This window comes from Paenarthrobacter sp. NPDC018779 (assembly GCF_044391085.1).
In the GTDB taxonomy this organism is placed as follows: domain Bacteria; phylum Actinomycetota; class Actinomycetes; order Actinomycetales; family Micrococcaceae; genus Arthrobacter.
Map to the genome: position 1 here is coordinate 13,074 of NZ_JBIRZS010000025.1, position 19,630 is coordinate 32,703.

Annotated in this window: 19 protein-coding genes; 7 read left to right on the forward strand and 12 right to left on the reverse strand. The window is 65.0% G+C overall.

Features of this window, described 5'->3' with window-relative positions:
* Positions 1-13: 13 nt before the first annotated feature.
* From ACH488_RS19150 to ACH488_RS19180, 7 genes are read left to right on the forward strand one after another with little or no spacing between them, the layout of a single operon-like run.
* Positions 14-1,399, forward strand: coding sequence for an LLM class flavin-dependent oxidoreductase (locus ACH488_RS19150; RefSeq protein ID WP_397326137.1), 1,386 nt, complete (start codon positions 14-16; stop codon positions 1,397-1,399).
* A gap of 11 nt (positions 1,400-1,410) precedes the next feature.
* Positions 1,411-1,974 carry a flavin reductase family protein gene (locus ACH488_RS19155; RefSeq protein ID WP_397326138.1) on the forward strand — a complete coding sequence of 188 codons (564 nt, stop codon included), beginning with the start codon at positions 1,411-1,413 and terminating at the stop codon, positions 1,972-1,974.
* A 2-nt stretch (positions 1,975-1,976) separates the two neighbouring features.
* Positions 1,977-2,426: an ester cyclase gene (locus ACH488_RS19160; RefSeq protein WP_397326139.1), complete on the forward strand. Its 450-nt coding sequence runs from the start codon at positions 1,977-1,979 to the stop codon at positions 2,424-2,426.
* The gene (locus tag ACH488_RS19165) at positions 2,416-3,201 is read left to right on the forward strand and encodes a 2-keto-4-pentenoate hydratase (protein ID WP_397326140.1); all 786 of its coding nucleotides are present in this window, start codon (positions 2,416-2,418) and stop codon (positions 3,199-3,201) included. The genes ACH488_RS19160 and ACH488_RS19165 overlap by 11 nt, the downstream gene beginning before the upstream one ends.
* A 36-nt stretch (positions 3,202-3,237) precedes the next feature.
* Complete coding sequence (locus ACH488_RS19170; protein ID WP_397326141.1) at positions 3,238-4,035, forward strand: IclR family transcriptional regulator; 798 nt, start codon at positions 3,238-3,240, stop codon at positions 4,033-4,035.
* A 26-nt stretch (positions 4,036-4,061) separates the two neighbouring features.
* Positions 4,062-5,567, forward strand: a complete 1,506-nt coding sequence (locus ACH488_RS19175) for an aldehyde dehydrogenase (NADP(+)) (protein ID WP_397326142.1) — start codon at positions 4,062-4,064, stop codon at positions 5,565-5,567.
* A 39-nt stretch (positions 5,568-5,606) separates the two neighbouring features.
* A complete protein-coding gene (locus ACH488_RS19180) occupies positions 5,607-7,118 on the forward strand; it encodes an MFS transporter (protein WP_397326143.1) in 1,512 nt (503 codons plus the stop codon).
* Between the two features lie 75 nt (positions 7,119-7,193).
* On the opposite strand, the gene ACH488_RS19185 is transcribed toward ACH488_RS19180, so the two are convergent.
* The 12 genes from ACH488_RS19185 to ACH488_RS19240 form a co-directional block, all read right to left on the reverse strand.
* On the reverse strand, positions 7,194-7,697 hold the full coding sequence (locus ACH488_RS19185) for an NUDIX domain-containing protein (protein WP_397326144.1): 504 nt from the start codon (positions 7,695-7,697) through the stop codon (positions 7,194-7,196).
* Positions 7,698-7,723: 26 nt separating this feature from the next.
* Positions 7,724-7,891: a hypothetical protein gene (locus ACH488_RS19190; RefSeq protein ID WP_397326146.1), complete on the reverse strand. Its 168-nt coding sequence runs from the start codon at positions 7,889-7,891 to the stop codon at positions 7,724-7,726.
* A gap of 242 nt (positions 7,892-8,133) precedes the next feature.
* Complete coding sequence (locus tag ACH488_RS19195) at positions 8,134-9,399, reverse strand: MFS transporter (protein ID WP_397326147.1); 1,266 nt, start codon at positions 9,397-9,399, stop codon at positions 8,134-8,136.
* Positions 9,396-9,770 (reverse strand): MarR family winged helix-turn-helix transcriptional regulator, encoded by a 375-nt coding sequence (locus ACH488_RS19200; RefSeq protein WP_397326184.1) that lies wholly within the window; start codon positions 9,768-9,770, stop codon positions 9,396-9,398. Before ACH488_RS19200 ends, ACH488_RS19195 begins: the two co-directional genes overlap by 4 nt.
* A gap of 225 nt (positions 9,771-9,995) precedes the next feature.
* Positions 9,996-11,609 carry a GMC oxidoreductase gene (locus ACH488_RS19205; RefSeq protein WP_397326148.1) on the reverse strand — a complete coding sequence of 538 codons (1,614 nt, stop codon included), beginning with the start codon at positions 11,607-11,609 and terminating at the stop codon, positions 9,996-9,998.
* A 21-nt stretch (positions 11,610-11,630) separates the two neighbouring features.
* A complete protein-coding gene (locus tag ACH488_RS19210) occupies positions 11,631-13,127 on the reverse strand; it encodes an MDR family MFS transporter (RefSeq protein ID WP_397326149.1) in 1,497 nt (498 codons plus the stop codon).
* 165 nt (positions 13,128-13,292) lie between these two features.
* Positions 13,293-14,252 carry a fumarylacetoacetate hydrolase family protein gene (locus ACH488_RS19215; protein ID WP_397326150.1) on the reverse strand — a complete coding sequence of 320 codons (960 nt, stop codon included), beginning with the start codon at positions 14,250-14,252 and terminating at the stop codon, positions 13,293-13,295.
* Complete coding sequence (locus ACH488_RS19220; RefSeq protein WP_397326151.1) at positions 14,249-15,253, reverse strand: amidohydrolase family protein; 1,005 nt, start codon at positions 15,251-15,253, stop codon at positions 14,249-14,251. The genes ACH488_RS19215 and ACH488_RS19220 overlap by 4 nt, the downstream gene beginning before the upstream one ends.
* Positions 15,250-16,383 (reverse strand): FAD-dependent monooxygenase, encoded by a 1,134-nt coding sequence (locus ACH488_RS19225; protein WP_397326152.1) that lies wholly within the window; start codon positions 16,381-16,383, stop codon positions 15,250-15,252. Before ACH488_RS19225 ends, ACH488_RS19220 begins: the two co-directional genes overlap by 4 nt.
* A 27-nt stretch (positions 16,384-16,410) precedes the next feature.
* Positions 16,411-17,430 carry a cyclase family protein gene (locus tag ACH488_RS19230; protein WP_397326153.1) on the reverse strand — a complete coding sequence of 340 codons (1,020 nt, stop codon included), beginning with the start codon at positions 17,428-17,430 and terminating at the stop codon, positions 16,411-16,413.
* On the reverse strand, positions 17,427-18,410 hold the full coding sequence (locus ACH488_RS19235; RefSeq protein WP_397326154.1) for a fumarylacetoacetate hydrolase family protein: 984 nt from the start codon (positions 18,408-18,410) through the stop codon (positions 17,427-17,429). Before ACH488_RS19235 ends, ACH488_RS19230 begins: the two co-directional genes overlap by 4 nt.
* 133 nt (positions 18,411-18,543) lie before the next feature.
* Positions 18,544-19,560: a VOC family protein gene (locus ACH488_RS19240; protein WP_397326155.1), complete on the reverse strand. Its 1,017-nt coding sequence runs from the start codon at positions 19,558-19,560 to the stop codon at positions 18,544-18,546.
* Between the last annotated feature and the right edge of the window lie 70 nt (positions 19,561-19,630).

Below are 19,630 nucleotides of genomic sequence, written 5' to 3' on the forward strand. Positions count from 1 at the left end.
GCAAGGATTGACCATGGGAAAGCAAATGAAGGTGTTTGCCTTCGATTTCAACGGACCGGCCCACCTTTCGGCCGGGCTGTGGCGGCACCCCAACGACGGCGGCGCCCAATACACGGACATCAACCGGTGGGTTGAGTACGCCCAGCTCCTGGAGAAGGCCGGCTTCGACGGAATGTTCTTCGCGGACAACAACGGCTACCACGACAAGTACCGCGGCAACGTGGACGGTGCCCTGCGCGACGCTGCGCAGATCCCCGCCAACGATCCCGCCTACCTGATCCCGGCAATGGCTGCCGGAACCAAGCACTTGGGCTTCGGCATCACGTCCTCCACCGCTTATGACCACCCGTATGCGCTGGCCCGCAAGTTCTCCACCCTGGACCACGTGACCCGCGGCCGCATCGGCTGGAACGTGGTGACCTCCTACTCGGACAGCGCCGCACGCAACCTCGGCACCGGCACCCAGACCGCCCACGACGACCGCTACGAAATCGCTGAGGAATTCATCGACGTCGCCCTCAAGCTGTGGGAAGGTTCCTGGGACGACGACGCCGTGGTCCGCGACAAGGAAGCCCGCACTTACGTGGACCCGGCCCGTGTCCACGAAATCGGCCATGAGGGCAAGCACTTCACCGTCCCCGGCATCTTCCTCTGCGAGCCTTCCCCGCAGCGCACACCGGTGATCTTCCAGGCCGGCGGTTCACCCCGCGGCGTGGCCTTGGCAGCCCAGACCGCCGAGGCCGTGTTCATGAACTCCGCCACGAAGGCAGGCCTGAAGAAGCAGATCGACGCGCTGCGCGCCAAGGCTGTGGAATTCGGTCGCGACCCCTCGCACATCGCCGTCCTGCAGATGGTCACCGTCGTCAGCGCCCCTACCGACGAAGAGGCGCAGGCCAAGTACCAGGACTACCTCCAGTACGTGGATTACGACGGCGCCATGGCCCGCTACAGCGGGTGGACCGGTATGGACATGGCCCAGTTCAACCCGGACCAGCCCTTCAAGGACGTGGAAACCAACGCCGGCCAGACCATGGTGAACTTCTTCACCAAGATCGACCCGCAGAAGCGCTGGACCCCGCGTGACATCGCCGATTACAACGGAATCGGCGGCACCTCCCCCGTGATCGTCGGCGGTCCGGAGACCGTCGCTGCCGAACTGCAGTCCTGGATCGACGAGACAGGCGCGGACGGCTTCAACATAGCCCATGCGGTCAAGTTCCACGACGTCGAGGACTTCGTCCGTTACGTCGTACCGGAACTGCAGTCGCGTGGCCTGATGCGTACCTCGTACGACGGCGACACCCTGCGCGAAACGCTGTTCGGCGCTGGTCAGAGCAAGCTTGCCTCGGACCACCCCGGTGCCGCCTACCACCACTCGCTCACCACCCAGGCGAAATAAGGAAGCCCATAATGTCCATCATCGTTACTGCCGAGAATCCCTCGATCGATCCGGCAACCCAGCGCCAGGTCTTCGGCGCACTGCCCACGGGTGTTACGGCCATCACCGGCCTCACCGAAGACGGCACGCCCCGCGGCTTCGTGGTCGGTACGTTCCAGTCCCTGTCCCTGGAGCCGCCCCTGGTGACGTTCTGCGTTGACAAGGGCTCAAGCACCTGGCCCACCCTTCGGTCCCTGGGCAAGTTCACCGCGAACATCCTCTCCACCGAACAGCTCCCCGTCTGCCGCGCACTCTCGCGCAAGGGTGACGAGAAGTTCAACGGCGTGGACTACGAAACCAGCCCACTCGGTACCCCGCGTATTGCCGGCGCCACGGCCTGGGTGGACTGCGAAGTCCTGTCCGAGGTTGTTGCCGGTGACCACTACATGATCGTGGGTTCCATCGAAGAACTGGTCCCCGGCGAGGGCGAAGCGCTCCTCTTCAAGGGCGGCAAGTTCGGCGACTTCAACCAGTGGCCGGCGCCCGCTCCGACCGCAGCAGCTCCAGCGCCCGCAACAGCCGGAAAGGCCGAGTAGCCATGACCACCATGCTTGAAAAGATCACCGACGCCTGGACCAAGGCCTGGGGCGAAGGTGACACCACCGCCTTCGAACGCCTGGTTGCCCCCGAGTACGAGCGCACCTCCAAGACCGGCGCCGAGGGCCTGGCCCAGGTTGTCCAGCAGATCGAGGAATCCCACCGCGCGTTCGGCGATTTCCACGTCACGGTCCTGCGGGCCATCGAAGACCACAACCTCGTGGCCATCCACTGGGAAACCGAAGGCAAGCACACCGGCGAGTTCATGGGAGTCCCTCCCACCGGCCGGACGGTCACCGTTCAGGGAGCCTCCTTCATCAGCCACCGCGACGGCCTGATCACCAACGAAGCAGTGGTCTGGGATCCCCGCGAAATGCTGTCCTCCATGAGTATCTGGCACCTCGGTGACCAGCGTTCCACCCGCAGAAAGTCTGAAACGAATGCCCATTAACATCGCAGAGACCGCCACCCGCATCCTCGAGGCCAAGGCCAACCGCTCCCCCGTCGATGTCCTGGTCCGTCCCGAGGACGAACCCACGGTGGCAGATGCCTTCCGCGTCCAACAGGAAGTCATCCGCCGCCAGGTGGAAGCCGGGGACAAGGTTGCAGGTTTCAAGCTCGGCAACATCGCCAAGGCCATGCAGACCAAGTTCGGCGTGGACGAACCCGACTACGGCTACCTCCTGTCCAGCCAGTTCTACCCGGAGAACCTTCCCCGCTCGCAGAAGGAATTCATTGAGCCCTACATCGAGCTGGAACCGGCGTTCGTGTTCAAGCACGATGTTGGCGGCGCCCACGTCACCGTGGCGGACATCATCGCCGCTACCGACTTTGTGGTTCCAGCCCTGGAAATCATCGATTCCCGGGTCCGTGACTGGAAGATCGGCATCTTCGACACTTTGGCCGACAGTGGCTCGGCGGCCGGCGTCATCCTCGGCGGCCAGCCCCGCAAGCTGAGCGAAGTGAACCTCTCCGACACCCACGGCGTGATCACCTTCGACGGCGAAGTAGTGGCAGAAGGCAATACCAACGCCATCTACGGCAGCCCGGTCTCCGCACTGGTGTGGCTGTGCAAGCGGATCGCCGAGTACGACATCACGCTCAAGGCCGGCCAGCTTATCCTTCCCGGCAGCTGCCTCGCGGCCGCAAAGATGATCCCCGGCACAAAGATCACCGGACGATTTGAAGGCTGGGGAGAAGTCAGCTTCGACTACACCGCCGGTTAGGGTTGAGTAGACCTCTACTCGAAAGGCTTGACCGACGTGAGCAGCAGCCCGGAAACACCCCAGCAGGGATACGCCTCTAACCGCTCAGTGACCCGGGCCATCCGGATCCTGCGGGCCTTGGCCGCATCGGAGACCCCCATGACGGTCACCGATGTTGCCAAGAAGATCGGCCTGGCGCGGGCCACTACTTTCCGCCTCCTCATGACACTGGAGGATGAAGGCATGGTGGACCGCCAGGACACGCTGTATTCCCTGGGGTGGGACCTGGGTCGCCTGGCCCAAACCGTGGATCCCGCTTCCGGCGTGGTGCCCCGCATCAAGGACATCCTGGACGAATTCGCCGATGAATCGGGCGAGACGGTCACGTTCAGCCTGCGGCGCGGACTGTACGAACTCGACCTGGTACTGCAGTCCTCTCCCCGGCTCCTGGGCGTCACCATGTCCGATATGCACGGCATGCAATGGCCGCACCACGCATCGGCCACGGGCAAGGTGCTCCTCGCCGAACTCACTCCCGATCAGCTGCGGATGGCCTTGGGCGACAAGCTGGTGGCCCTGACCTCGCGCACCATCACGGACCGCGACCTCCTGGCCAAGGAACTGAAGACGGTCCATGAGCGTGGCTGGGCCAGCACGGTTCAGGAACTCGAAGACGGCATCATCGCCTTCGGCGCTCCCGTCCGGGACTCCGTCGGAACGCTGCTGGGTGCGTTGTCCGTCGTCGGGCCCATCCACCGCATGGAAAGCAAGGAAAAGCAGGCAGAGCTCGCAGCCCGCCTGGTTGCTGTTGCCGAAAAGGTGCAGCAGCGCATGAGCCCAACCACCCAGGAATAGCTGTCGCGTTTTCTGAGGGGTGGCTCATGCACACGAAAACCACCCCGAAGGGAACAACAGACATGACCACCACCCACATCGACACGCAGGAAACCTCTGCCGCGGTCGCAGAAGAGACGCTTGCCGCGGCCGCTGCCGCACACGCCGTATGGTCGGCCACCGCACCGGCTGACCGCGCCGCCGTCCTGGACCGGGTAGCCGACGCGCTTGAGGACGCGGTGGAAACCCTGGTTCCTGCCGCCGTCGAAGAAACCAACCTGACCGAACCGCGGCTCCGCGGCGAACTCAAGCGCACGGCCTTCCAGCTGCGCCTCTTTGGCACCGTGCTGCGCGACGGTGGCTTCCTCGACGCCCGGATCGACCACGCGGACCCCGCTTGGCCGATGGGTGCGCCCCGCCCGGACCTGCGCCGCTCCCTCCGCCCGATCGGCCCCGTGGTGGTCTACTCCGCCAGCAACTTCCCGTTCGCATTCTCCGTGGCCGGCGGCGACACCGCCTCCGCGCTCGCGGCGGGCAACGCCGTCGTCGTTAAAGGACATGAAGCACACGCCCGCCTGTCCCGCCTCACCGAGGCCGTTGTCCGCGACGCCCTCGCCACTGCCGGCGCTGATCCGAACCTCCTCACGGTGGTCTTCGGCCGTGCCGCCGGAACCATCGTGCTGAAGGACAGCCGCGTCAAGGCCGCGGGTTTCACCGGTTCCATTCCCGGTGGCCGTGCGCTCATGGACATCGCCAACTCCCGCCCTGACCCCATCCCCTTCTTCGGCGAACTGGGCAGCAACAACCCCGTGTTCGTCACCCAGGCTGCCGCCCGCGAGCGCGGCGCGGACATCGCCGCCGGCTTCGTTGAGTCGTTCACCATGGGTTCCGGCCAGTTCTGCACCAAGCCGGGCATGCTCTTCGTACCCCGGGGTTCGGGCATGGTGGAGCAACTGGCCAAGGCCGCACTGCCTGCGGTCCACGCCATGCTGAGCCCGCGCATCCATGAGAGCTTCAGCGAAGTCCTTGGCACGCTGGTAGGCATTGCAGGCGTGGAAACGCTGAACACGTCCGAGGCTGCCGACGGTTCGCCGGCTTCCGTGCTGCTCGCTACGTCCATTGAGCGCCTGCTCGCCAATCCGTCGGCGCTGGAAGAGGAATGCTTCGGCCCTGCCGCCTTCGTGGTGGAGTACGACGACGAATCGCAGCTTGTGGAGGCAGCGCGGACTTTCGAGGGACAACTGACCGCGACGCTGCAGGCGGAGGAGGACTGCCAGGTCCGTGAACTGGTCGCCGTGCTCGTCGAAAAGGCAGGCCGGGTCCTATGGAACCAGTGGCCCACGGGAGTTTCCGTCACCTACGCACAGCAGCACGGCGGACCGTACCCGGCCACCACTGTTCCCGGGTCAACCTCCGTGGGCACCGCCGCCATCACGCGGTTCCTGCGCCCGGTGGCCTACCAGAACTTCCCCCAGCACCTGCTGCCCCTTGAACTGCAGGAAGCGAACCCCACCTCCGCACCGCGCTTGGTGGACGGCGTCCGCACGGCATAGGCCCCCGGGCTCCCCCTTCACCCAGAAAGAAAGACAAAGATGTCCGAAAAACGGGAAACCCCCCTCCCCTTAAGAAAAACCAACCGCAGGCTGCGGACTGAAGACTGCATCGTCGTGGACAAGCGCGAGCTGCGCAAAGCCCAGCTCGGCGCCGGCGTGGGCAACTTCATCGAGTGGTACGACATTGGGATCTACGGATACCTTGCCATCACCATGACGAGTGTCTTCACCGAAGGCATGGACCAGCGCACCGGTTTGCTGGTGACGCTCCTGGGCTTCGCAGTGTCCTTCATTGTCCGCCCGCTGGGTGGCATGATCCTGGGCCCGCTGGGAGACAGGATCGGCCGCCGCAAGGTGCTGTTCTTCACCATGGCACTCATGGCCTCGGCAACCTTCCTCATCGGCGTCCTGCCCACCGCGGGCAACGTCGGGCTCTGGGTGATCGTTCCGCTGTACCTGTTGAAGATGCTGCAAGGGTTCTCCACCGGTGGCGAGTACTCCGGTGCCGCAACCTACGTGGCCGAGTTCTCCCCGGACAAGCACCGTGGTTTCTGGACGGCGCTGCTCAACACCGGGGCCCAGCTCGGCTTCGCCGCCGGCGCAGCAGTGGTTGCGGCCACCACCATGATCACCACGTCCGTGTGGGGCGAGGAAGCGATGCGCGACGGCGGCTGGCGGATTCCGTTCCTCCTGGCACTGCCGCTCGGCATCGTGGCGATTTCCCTCCGCAACCGGATTCCGGAATCGCCCAGCTTCGAGGCCGTGCATGAGAAGACAGAGACCGCGGAGGTAGACCCGCTCTTCGTCCGGCAAAACCTGGCCAGCATCCTCCGGCTCTACTGGCCCCAGATTCTGATCGGCATCGCCCTGATTGCCGCCGACGGTACCTCCTCCTACACCGTGACGAGCTACATGCCGACGTATTTGGAAACGCAGATCGGCATGGCCGCCGTCCACACGGCCGTGGCCACGGTGATCATCTTGCTCATCCAGGCGCTGATTGTCCCGGTGGTTGCGCGGTGGTCGGACAGGATCGGCAGGAAGCCCATCTACACGATCGCCACGATCGGCAACCTCGTCCTGCTGGTTCCGGCCTTTGCGTTGATGCACATTGGCGAAGTCTGGTCGCTGTACCTGGCGCTGTTCATGGTCTCGCTGCCCAGTGCCTTCTTCCTGGCGCTGACCGGCGCTGCGATGTCCGAGCTCTTCCCCACGGCCTCCCGCTACGGCGGAGTGGGCTTCACGCACAACGTGGCCATCTCCCTGTTCGGCGGAACCACTCCCCTGATCAGCCAGATCCTGGTGGAGTTCACCGGCAACTCGTTCGCTCCGGCGTTCTACGTCATGTTCTTCTCGGCGGTGGCGTTGTTCGCACTGACCAGGATGCGTGAAACCGCGGGACGGCCGCTCCTCGGCTCGGTTCCGGTTGTCGCCAGCGCCGAAGAAGCCGAAGCCTTGGTCAGGGACCAGGACACCAACAAGCACATTGATACGTCCACCATGCTGCTGGTTCCGGTACCCACCGGTTCGGGAAAGCACAGCGCCCTTTAGCTGGTGCAGCCCTCAGCACGGCAAAGAGTCCCGGCATGCTTTGTATGCCGGGACTCTTTGCTGCGGCAAGGCGCCCTATCCGCCCAGGTGGCCTGTTGCTGCGAGGACCTTGTCCAGCCAGGCCACGCGGTTGGCAAAGCGTGCCGTCTTGCTGGGCACGGTCCAGCGGAAGGCGTCGTGTTCCCAATCGAGGGTCAGGCGCCGCTGGCCCGTGACGGCAGTGAAGGTGTGCACGAACCATGGCGCCCCGGCGTCGTCGCTCAGCATCAACACCGGGCCTTCACGGAGTTCCTGGATGTCGGCGGCGTGCAGCCCCGTCTCTTCGGACAGTTCCAGTAGTGCTTGCTCACCGGGCGAGACCCCCTCATCCACGTAGCCGGTGACGCAGTGCCACCGGCCGCGGTCGTGGGATGGGCCTTGGCTGCGTTTCAGCAGCGCGATCTTGCCGCGCCATTCGATGACGACGGCCACAACGGTGTGGCCGGCAAGGTGCATCGGGGCTGAGGCCGCCAGCGACTGCGTGGCTGGCGCGTGCATGGCTGGCGCGTGCGCGACTGGCGATTCGGTGGTGGTGGTCATGGCGTGGTCCCCCTATGGAAGCAGGGCTACCGCGAGCCCGCGGAAAAGGTATGCGCCTGTTCGAGGTACATGCCCTCCCATGGAGAGCACACCACGCGGCCGGTGGGGTTGAATTCGTGGATTCCAGCGTTCTGCTGCGCGGCAGTTGCGCCGAAGTCCCCGCCGACGTTGGCGGAAAGATCAACGTTCAGCATGCGGATTTTCCCTTCTGCTCCAGCTTCGAGTTCGTTCTCGAAGCTTTGGTTATTCAAAACTATTCATTGGTTGGTTATACCGTTCATTGAATGAACGTCATGCAGACAACTATGGCATGAGTCACGCCGTCACGCAAGACAAAAGGGCCCATGAAAACAAGCAGCCGAAACATGACAAAAGCGGACGACGCCGGGTGCTTCCCGGCGTCGTCCGCCCTGTTCTGGTGTGGGGAGCTGCAGCCCTAGGAGGCCTCAGCGGTACGCCGCCTCCGGAGGCGGAAACTCCGCACGTGTTCGCGGAACGTTTTCTGGCTGCGCCGGCTGACCATGATCACGCAGGCCACCCCGGTCACCAGCACCACGGCACCGCCGGCCGCCACCGCCCAGCGCGCGCCAAATTCAGTGCCGATCCACCCCATGAGCGGCGCACCGATCGCGGTTCCGCCCTGCAGGATGGCCAGGTACAACGCGAGGACTCGGCCGCGGAACTGCGGTTCGACAGACAACTGGATGGTGGTGTTGCAGCTGTTGAGGAAGGTGATGGAGGCAAGGCCCACGGGGATGAGGACCGCGGCATAGATCCAGAACGACGGCGCAACGCTCGCCAGGAGCGTGAACGCGCCAAGGAACAGTGCCCCACCCAGGAGGAAGCGCAGCCGAGGTCCGGACCGGCGGGCGGCGAGCAGTGCACCCGCCAGCGTTCCCACCGCCATGATGGAACCCAGGGCACCGAACTCCTCCGGGCCCATGCCGAACTCGGCCGTGGCCATCAGGGAATTGGTCACCGGGAAGTTCATCCCGAAGGCTCCGAGCATGCCCACCATGACCATGATGAGCACCAGGTCCGGACGTTGCCGGACGTAGCTCAGGCCGTCGACGAACTGATGCTTGCCGCGGGCTACGAGTGCGGTGGGTTCCAATTGCGCGGTCTTGACGCGCAGCAGGGAGATGATGACCGCCACGAAGCTTGCAGCATTCAGGATGAAGACCGGTCCGGCGCCGATCCAGGCGATGAGCACACCGGCGATGGCCGGGCCGGTGAGGCGGGCACTGTTAAAGGAGGCTGAGTTGAGGGCCACGGCATTGGACAGCTTGTCCGGACCCACGAGCTCCGAGACAAAAGCCTGCCGGGCGGGCGCGTCCATGGCGGCCGCCAACCCCAGTGCGGCAGCGGCGACGTAGACATGCCACAACTGCGCCACCCCGGTGACCACCAGGAGCCCGACGATCAGGCCGCAGATGCCCATGGCCGCTTGGGTCCAGAGCAGGATCACGCGTTTGCGGTAACGATCGGCCAGCACGCCCGCGTAGGGACCGAAGAGCAGCATGGGAAGGAACTGCAGGGCGGTGGTGATGCCGACGGCTGTTCCGGAATGGTTGGTGAGGATTGTCAGGACCAGCCAGTCCTGGGCCACCCGCTGCATCCATGTTCCGATGTTGGAAACCAGCGCGCCGCCGGCCCACAAGCGGTAGTTGGGACTCTCAAGGGCCCGGAACATGGCGCTCATTTGGCGCTCATTTCCTGCATGATGTGGGCGGCCCGGCTGAGGACCAGCCGATCCTCTTCACTGAGCCCGGCGACACGCTGGGCCAGCCAAGCGGTCCGTTGGCTTCGGGCTTCAGCCAGGACTTCCTGCCCGGCCGGGGTGATGCTGATCTGGACCTGGCGCCCATCCCCTGGGTGCGCCTGCCGCGACACGAAGCCCTGCTCCGTCAACGCATTCACGATCCTGGTCATGGACGGCGCCTGGACGTGCTCGCGCTCGGCCAACTCCCTCAACGTCTGGGATGCGGTGTTGAGGTGGGCGAGCACGGTGTACTGGCCGGGAGTGATGACATCGCCCGTGGCTTCGATGCGGAGCCTGCGGGACGTGCGCATCACCGCGGTACGGAGGTCGATGGCGAGCGCGTCGGGCTGGATGCTTGCTTCAGCGTCGGGTGGACTGGCCGGCGTGGCTGCGTCGGCCGGCGTGGCTGTGGTGGCAAAAGTCAAAGGGAGGCGCCTCCTGAGGTTGGCATAATAGTTAGCAGCGCTAATTAGCTCCGCTAACTATTATGCTCCCCTACTCAGGAACCTGTCCATTGAAGGTGATGAGGGCTACGTTCAGGCCCCCGCGCCCACCGCTTCTTCCTCGGATGCTTCAGCTGCCGAGCCCAGCTCGTCCACCACCTTCAGCGCGCCACGCACCGCGATGGCGACGCTCATCAAGGTGGGATTCATCGCCGTTGCCGTCGGGATCAGCGCGTTGCCGCCCACCACCAGGTTCCGGTAACCCCACACCCGCGACCAGGGATCCGCAACGGAGGTTCCGTCGTCGGCCTGGCCCAGGCGCATAGTCCCCTGGTAGTGCAGGCTGGAGCCGTTGGGCATCAACCGAGGTTCGGCCACGAAGGCACCCAAGGCGTTGCCGGCACGGCGGAGGCGGGCCGTTGCGTCCTCGATCTCAGCATTCTCACGGTCCGTGAGGGCGTAGCTGATGGTCATGTTCGGGAAGCCCCGGTAGTCCAGTTCGTTGTCGTCGAAGGTCACACCGTCCTCGAAGCGTGGGTGTTTCCGCATGCCGTAGCCCATGTTGACGTAGCCCCAGCGGTTGCGTGCGAAGGGAGCGTCGTCCGGCATGGGGAACGGCGTGGTCTCGGAATACATCACCTGCACCGAGAAGGGATGGTCCGGCTCGGAAAACGGGATGCGGTTCACGGCTGCAACCGGGTCCGCAGGGTTCTGGGCCCGGCGGGCGAGCTCCGCGTCCAGGTCCGCTTCGGTGGCAAAGCGCTCCATCTTGTCCGCGTCGAGGGCAACGGTGGAGATCACCACGGGGTGCTCGGTCAGGTAGCGGCCCAACGCTGTGGGCCGGATACCCGAAGCCCAGAGGAGCTGGGGTGAGCGGAAGGCATCTGCGGCAACCACCACCACGTCCGCGGGAACGAAGGAGGTGGTTCCCGTGCGGAGGTCCTCCACGGTGACACCAGTGGTCCGGTTCCCCTCGGTTTCCACCCGGCGGACCAGCGTCAGGTCGCGCAGTTCGAACCTTTGCGATAACGGCGAATCCGGGTCGATGAGCGGGCCAAGCACCACGTCCGCCCCGGCCCAACGCATGGAACCGTCCGGCTGGGGATCACCGGCAACCGGCAGGGTGCCCACGCCATAGCCTTCGGGCAGTTCGTCGCCGAACTCCTCCGACAGCAGGGACCGGATGGCCGCGCCGACTCCGGAATCGGCGAAGGCCGCGTCCTGGACATGGAGCAGGGACTTCGCCGTGGAAATCAGCGACTCCCACTCGGTGTCCCCGATGAAGGAAATCTTCTCGCTGAAGGCCGGCGACGGCGTGGCGCAGGTCCAGTGCGCCCCCTGGCCGCCGACGTTGGTGGCCGCCGCCGCTGCAGGGAAGGTCTCAGCGTGGGCGGAACCCGTGCCGCCGAAGTCGAGCAAATGCGTGCCCTGCCGGGCAGTGAACATTCCCTCGGTGACGGTTCCGGCAGGGATGCCAAGCGACTCGCGGAAGGCGCCCGCCTGGGGACCTTGGGACATTTCCCTGGCACGGGCTTTGTGGTCGGCGTCCGGGATATTGCGGACGCTTTCACCAGGGCGTTCGGTCAGCTGGGGACCTGCCTCGAACATGACCACGTGGGCATCAGGCAGGCCTTCCACCAGCAGGCGGGCGTAGGCGGAGCCGATCGGGCCGCTGCCAACTATGGCAATGGTGTGGCTAACAGACATGGCTTTCTCCTTCATGGGAGGTCAGGCCGGAACCGGCTCGGAGTTGGATGAACGGACAGCGTCCGGTTCGTCGGACAGCCGTCCCTGCGGCAGCAGGACGGCGGCAATGATGCCCAGTGCATAGGTGACAGCGAGCGCACCGAAGATCGGCGAGAACACCGAGGCGTAGATCGCGGCCACTGACTCCTGGATGGCGGGAGCCGCTTGGTGCACGGACTGGGGCGTCAGCGTGGCTGCGTCCAGGCCCGCGGGCAACAGCGCTGCCACACCGAAGCCGATCGTTCCGCCAATAATGGCCGTGGCAACGGTGGAGCCAATCTGCCGCACCAGGTTGATGGTGGCCGTGATGCTGCCGGTCTGGTTGGCCGGCGCGGCGCTTTGGACCACCGCGACGATGAGGCTCATGAACGAGCCCGTACCCATTCCCACCACTGCCATGATTGCCATCGGCACCCAAAGCGGAACCCCCACAGGGAGGCCGGCCATGACAAAGAGCCCCGCCGAGGCCATGCAGGTCCCGATGATCGGAAAGATGCGGTACTGGCCTGTGCGGCTGGCCAACCATCCCGTCAACAGGTTGCTCACCAGCATGCCCAGGACCGTGGCTATGGGAACCAGGCCGGACACAGTGGCGCTGACCTGGTAAGCCATCTGGAAATAGGTGGGCAGGTAGGCAGTGATGGAGAAAAGCCCGACGCCGATAATCGCCGAGAGCGCGGTACCGGCGGCAATGGTGCGGTTTGCGAAGAAACGCAAGGGGACGATTGGCTCGGGCACCCTGCGCTCAATGATGAAGAACGCCAGCAGGGCCACACCCGCAACCACCAGGGCTGCCACGGCCTGGACTCCGCCGCTGCGTTCCGCTGCCCACGTGACACCGAGGACCAGGGACACCAGGCCCAAGGTGAACGTGGCAGCGCCGGCCACATCGTAGTGCCGTGGGATCTGTCCACGCTCAAGTTTCGGAACCGCCACGAGGGCGAGCGCCAGGGCAACAATGCCTACCGGGAGATTGATCCAGAAGACCCAGGACCAGCCCCAATAGTCGGTGATGGCCCCGCCGAGCACCGGTCCCACCAGGATGGCGATCGGGAAGGCGGCACCGATGATCGCCATGTAGCGGGGGCGTTCGCGGGGCGTGGTGACCCTGGCAATGATGGTTTGCGACATGAGCTGCAGCCCGGCCGAGCTCATGCCCTGCACCACCCGGGAGACAACGAGCCAGGTCATGTCCTGGGCGAATCCACAGACCAGGGACGCCAGCAGGAAAACCACCAGCGAGAAGAGGAAGACCCTCCGCGGGCCAAGGACATCACCGAGTTTTCCCAGGACGGGAAGCAGGACGGTGCTGGCCAGGGTGTAGCCCACCACCACCCAGCTCATGAGCTCCAACGCACCGAGCTCACCGGCAATGGTGGCCAGCGAGGTGGAGACGACGGTGTGGTCAAGTGCGCCCAGGAAGGACACGGTCAGCAGCGATGCGACCAGGAAGCGTAGTTTCACAGTGGAAAGTGGCATGGTTTTCTGCCCGAACGATCGGGCCGTCGACGCGACGGTTTGTGCCCCGGCTGCATCATCACGGCCGGGAACGGATCCTTGAGAGGATCCCGACGCCACTTTCATATTAGATCGACTTTAGTCTGAAAGCAACAAAAGATTGCAGTTCTTAGACCCTGGGTGTTCTTAGACGCGGGCACGGTCCCGGTTACGGGCCCGCGGCACGGAGCAACCTTCGACGGCGGCAGCCACCGTGGCGGTCAACTCGCCGATGCCCTCAACCACCATGCGTACCTCGTCCCCCTCGGCAAGGGGTGCCGGCGACAGTTCGCCGCGACGGCCCCACAACTCGCCGAGGCAGCCTCCGTTGCCTACCGTCCCGGAACCCAGGACATCGCCGAAGACCACGCGCGAGTTCCTGGACGCATAGGAAACCAATTCAGGGAAGGTCCACCCCATGTTGGAAACCAGGTCCTCCCCCACCAGCTCGCCGTTGATGAAAACCTCGGCCCTGAGCGCAAGGAAGCCCTCGCTGTCCGCGTAGGCTGCCAGCTCGTCCGCGGTGACTATCCACGGCCCCAGGCTCGTGCCGAAATCCTTGCCCTTTGCTGGGCCCAGACGGACCTTCATCTCCCGCGACTGGATGTCCCTGGCAGACCAATCGTTCATGATTGTGTAGCCAAAGATCGCGTCCGCGGCGTTCTTGCCTGACAGGTTGGAGCCGCCGGCGCCGCCAATCACGGCCGCAATCTCAAGCTCGAAATCCAGGCGCTGGGTTACCGGCGGGATCACCGGTTCGCCCGGCCCCAACACCGTGTGGGGGTTCGTGAAGTAGAACGTGGGAGCCTCGTACCACTCCGGCACCACCTCGCTCTTGCCGTCAACGGAGGCGCTGACACCTTCCACATGCTCCTCGAAAGCAACGAAATCCCTGATCGCCGCGGGGACCAGCGGCGCAAGGAGCCGGACCTCGTCAAGTGGCCGCCCGGCGTCGTGGTTTACCCGCCCAAAGAGTTCCCGGGCACCGTCCAAGCCCCGCGCCAGCACCTCTGCCACGCGGAGTCCGTTGGGAAACGGCACGGCGCTGTTGTCAATGATGAAACCCTCGCCGGTCTCGGCGCCGTCCTGCCAGCGCGCGATTCTCATGCCCGCACCCGCTGTTCCAAGAGTGCAGCGGCGTTGCCGGACAGGATCTGCGCTGTCACGTCGCCCGGCAGTCCCGCGGCGCGGACCTCGCCCACAGGATCCTCCGGCCCCATGTCGAACGGGAAGTCGCTACCCATGAGGACCTGCGAAGGTCCCGCGACATCCACGAGGTGACGCAGGGCCGAAGGATCGTGCACCACGGTGTCGAACCAGATGCGCCGCAAGTAGCTGGACGGTTCTTCAGCGCAACCATGCGCTTCCGGGCGGACCCGCCAGGCGTGGTTGGAGCGGCCGATCGCGGTGGGCAGGTAACCGCCACCGTGTGCGGCGACGATTTTCAGTCCGGGGTGGCGGTCCAGTACGCCGGAGAAGATCAGGTGGGACAGCGCCACAGCGTTTTCGGCCGGCTGGCCCACGGTGTTCGAAAGGTAGTAGCGGTCCAGTCGCTCATCCAGGCTGCAGCCGAACGGATGCAGGAAAACGACGACGCCCAATTCCTCGACGCGGCTCCAGAACGGTTCGAGCCGCTCGTCGGATAGTTCCACGTCACCGGCGAACGAGGAAATCTCGATGCCGGCCAGGCCGCGGCCCAGGATGGCGTCATCCACGCATTCCACAATCCGCTCAGGGTGCTGGAGTGGAACCAGGCCCAACCCGGTGAGGCGTTCCGGGGCCTGGGCCACGTGTTCGGCCACCAGGCGGTTGGCTTCGGTGGCCGTCCACACCGCCAGGCCTTCCTCTGCCCAGGGGTAGAAATGGTTGGGCGAGGCGCTGACCCACTGGTGGTCCACCCCTTGCGCATCCATGGCAGCCAAGCGGGCCCGGACATCCGTGAGTTTGGGGAACCGCTCGCCGATCATCCTGCCCGAAGCGGCCAGGCTTGCCGGTCCGTTGCGACGGGCATCCAGTTCAGCCGCCGCTTTGAAAGCCTCGGGAGCACGACGTTCCACCTCGGCCTGGAGCGACGGCAGGAGTAGGTGGGCGTGGACGTCGATGGTCATGCCGGCACCGCCATCTTCTGCGCGATCCCGAACAGCAGGCCTGGAGCGTCTGCGTCCTTCTTGCCCTCGATCTGCCATTCGCCAAGCTGTACGGATGCGTCCACCACGGCCTGCACGCGGGGAACCCGGCGCTCGTGGAAGGTGTCCCACAGTTCTTCGCTGAGCTCTTTCGAACCAACCAGGAGTTCGGCCAGGACCACGGCGTCCTCGAGGGCCTGCGCGGCACCCTGGGCAATCGTGGGCGGGCAACTGTGGGCCGCATCGCCAATGAGCACCACCGGACCGCGGTTCCAGCGGCCGGGCACCAAATGCTTGGTGAACCAGGTGTAGTTGACCTTCGCGCCCTGGTTGAGGTCCTCGCGGATCGAGTTCCACGGGCCGCCGTAGGCCATGGATTCGCCACGCATGATCTCCACGGCCTGGTGGTCGGAGACGCCGAAACGATCCTGCGCCTTCTCCACAAGGAACGCGTACATAGTGTCCTCGCCGGTGGGCGTGTAACCGGCGATGTACACCGGGCCGCCGTAATACAGCTCGCTGTGTTCCACGTCCTTGGGCCGGGAAACGAAGGCGCGCCAGATGCCCATTCCGGTACTTTCCGGGGCGGTGTCGATCCCCATGAGGCCGCGGACGGAGGAGTTCACTCCGTCCGCGCCGATCAGGAGATCATAGGTTCCGGCGGAGGCCTCGTTGACGAAGACCTCTACTTTGCTGCCTGCTACGTCGAAGCCGGTCACCGTGGAGCCGAACGCCACCTTGGCTCCGGCCTTCTCCGCGTGGTCAAGGAGGATCTTGGCGAGGTCCGGGCGGTACATGCCCATGCAGGCAGGGTAGTCCGGGCCGCCGGTCTTGACCTCGGGCAACTGCGCGATCACGGGAGCATCGGGGCCGGGCGCCCGAAGGGTGAGCCCCTCGAAGGCCAGGCCCTTTTCCCGCACGTCCTCCCAGACACCCAGCGCGTCGAAAACGCGCAGGGCGTTGCCCTGCAGGGTGATGCCGGACCCGAGCGCGCTCAATTCCGGCTTGGCTTCAAAAACGTCGACGGCGATACCCGCCTTGGCGAGCTGGATGGCGGTGGCCATGGCAGCCACGCCGCTGCCGGCAATCGCCACTTTCTGAACTGCTGTCATGATGTACCCCTTGGTTCTTGGGACTGGTTAGAGGATGGCGACGGGGTTGATGGGCGAACCCACCGCACCGGTGATGGGCAACGGGGCTGCCACCAGGAGGAACTCGTACCGGCCGTGTGCCTGGCATTTTTCTGCCAGCACATCCAGGTCCCACAGCTCCCCCACGGTCAGCCCCATGTTCGGGATGACCACTTGGTGCAGCGGTTGGAAGGCCGGGACGTCGAATTCGTTCGGACGGACCTCGAAGCCCCACGTATCCGTTGCGATTGCGGCGATCTCCGTGCTGTGCAGCCACCCCGCAGTGGTCAGGGAAAGCCCGGGCGCGGGCCCGCCGGCGTAATCTCCCCAGCCCTCGCGTCGGGCCCGGCTGAGTTGTCCCGTGCGGACCAGGACGATGTCGCCGCGGCCTACCGCGCTGGTGGCGCCTTGCGCTTCGATGCAGGACTCCAGGTCCTGGGTGGTGATCGCGTAGCCGTCAGGCAACTCGCCCGTTTCCGGGTTGAGGTGGCGGCCAAGATCCAGCAGGACGCCGCGCGACACAGGAGCAGCAGCCGCGTGCTCGATACCCGTGACGAGGTCGCCGTCGCTCGTGACAACGTCCCCGGCGCGGCGGCCGTTCCAAGCGTTGCCATGATCGAAGATGTGGCCCAGCCCGTCCCATTGGGTGGAGCATTGAAGCGGCATGGAGATGACGTCATCCGCGCCGCCCAGGCCATGCGGGAAACCTTGGGTACCGCGCTCCGCATCCGTTCCGGTGTCCAGCATGGTGTGCACCGGGTTGGTCCGGCGGCGCCAGCCTTTTTGCGGGCCGTTCATGTCGAAAGGCTGGGAAAGGGAAACCACCTCGCCCTCGCGGACCAAGGATGCAGCCTGTTTCCGCTTTTCGGCGTCGATGAAGTTCAGGGTGCCCAGGACGTCGTCTTCACCCCAGCGGCCCCAGTTACGGTAAGCCTTTCCACGGCGGGAGATCTCGCCGTCGGGGTCGTTGCGGTCCAGGAGTTCCGGGGTGTCCAGCAGGTGAGCGTTGTCCGCGTTCATGCCGCTCATGCCTCGCCCGAAGTTTGCTCGGCAACGCAGCGGACCACCTGGGTTCCCAGGCCCTGGATGCTGCCGGTCATCACGTCGCCATCGCGGAGCAGCCTCCCCCAGTGCGCACCGTTTCCGGCAGGGCTTCCCGTGAGCAACAGGTCTCCGGGCAGGAGCGGCATGTTCTGCGAAGCAGCCGACACCAGTGCAGGGATGTCGAAAAGAAGGTCATCCGTGGTGGCGTCCTGCATCACTTCGCCATTGAGTTCCAGCCGCACCTTGAGCTTGGATGGATCCACGAACTGCGCCGGAAGCAAGAACGGCCCCGTCGGCAGGAAGCCGGGAGCGTTCTTGCCGCGGTACCAGTCGGTTCCGATTTCCTTCATGTCACGGCGGAAGACGAGGTCGCGGGTCGTAATGTCGTTGACGATCGTGTAGCCCGCCACATGGTTCATGGCCTCCGCCTTGGAGACACGGAAAGCCTCGGTTCCGATGACGACAGCGAGTTCCAGCTCCCAGTCGTGCTTCTCGCTGTAAGCCGGGAGGATCAACGGTTCATCGTCGCCGACTACGCAGGCAGGCAATCCGATGAAGAAGTACGGCTCGCCGTTTGCCTGGCGGTCATCCATCATCTTCCCTGCCCACTCACGGGCCTCTTCCGGCGAGCGCGGATCGTCCTTGGCGAGGCCGGCTACCACGAGGTCGATCACGTGCGTCCGATAGTTGGCGCCCGTCTGCAGCACTTGCCGGGGTTCCACGGGGGCAGCCAGCACCACGCTGTCCAGGGGAAGCCATGGACCGTCTTCCGCAGCGAGGTTCTCAAGGCGCTCCCAGTCCGGTGCAGCCAGGAACCCATTGAGCCCTCCGGCGCCAAGGTCTTGCTCCGCCAGCGGCCGGATGCGCTCGCCGGCAACCAGGCCCCAGCGAACAGCCTGCCCATCGCGGTAGCGGGCCAGGGCAAATGGTGCTTCCAGGCCGGTTTGGTCTGACGACGTCGTCATGAACGTAACTCCCCTCGCGGGCCGCCCTCGGCCCACCCTCATTTAATGTCAGAATTCGACATAAGTACATCAATTTGTGGTGATACCGGACATCACCGGCGTGGATGCCCACGCCGGTGATGCCGTTTTCCTTCTAGCCCTGGCCCTGCCGTGCGTACGGGTTGAACAGTGCTTCCTTGATCTCGTCCGGCACGCCTTCCTCGGTGGCACTGGGACCGTCGGCCGGCGGGAAGGACTCGGTCATGGACATGGGCATGGCACCATTTCGGTACATGTTGTTCGAGCCCAGGGACGGGGTCCAGGTGTTGGGCTCCCAGTCCGGGACGTAGTTCCGGTACCCGCCGGTGTTGAGTTCGATGCGGAGGCTGGACGGTTCGCGGTAGTAGAGGAAGTTCTGCTCGCCGATGCCGTGGATGGAGGGGCCATACTCAATCGGCACGCCGTTCTCGATCAGGGTGTCCGCGGCGATCAGCAGTTCCTCGCGGGTGTCCACCCAGAAGGCGTAGTGGTTGATTCGGCCTGCGCGGCTGGAACCGTCCAGCACGACGCCCAGGTCGTGTGACTTCTCGTTGGTGGTCAGCACGGAGAACACGGAAATCGGAGCCTCGTCCAGGACGGTGCGGGCCATGATGCGGAATCCGAGGACGTCGTTGTACCACTTGGCAAACCCGTCAACGTCGGAGGTTGCGATGGTCACGTGGTCCAGCTGGCGGGGTGCGCCGGCAACCATGCTGCGGCGGGCTGGGCGGTCCGGGTACGTGGAGAGTTCGCTGCCCTCAGCCTGGTAGCGCGTGACGTCCCAGTGGAGGGTCATGCTGTGGCCCCACGGACCCGTGAAGCGGTAAGCCCGTCCGATGCCGTGGACGTCGATCCATTCACCGGCCACCCCGGCGGCTTCAATGCGGCGGGCCGCTTCTTCGAGGGCTTCCGCGCTTGAAGTACGCCATGCCATGGTTTCCAGGGCCGGCTCGGTGCCGGGAACCACCACCACGCTGTAGCGGTAGTAGTCGCCCCAGCAGCGCAGGTAGACGGCGCCGTCCACGCGGTCCACAACCTTGAGTCCCACCTGCTTGACGTAGAAGTCAACGGAGGCTTCGACGTCGGGGGTGGTGATGGCCACGTAGGAGAGGTGGGAGAGAAGCTTGATCATCTTCGATCCTTTCGGTGTTCTGTGAAGCTGTTCACATCAAGTCTCCGGCCGCACTGGCGCATCAGGGAAG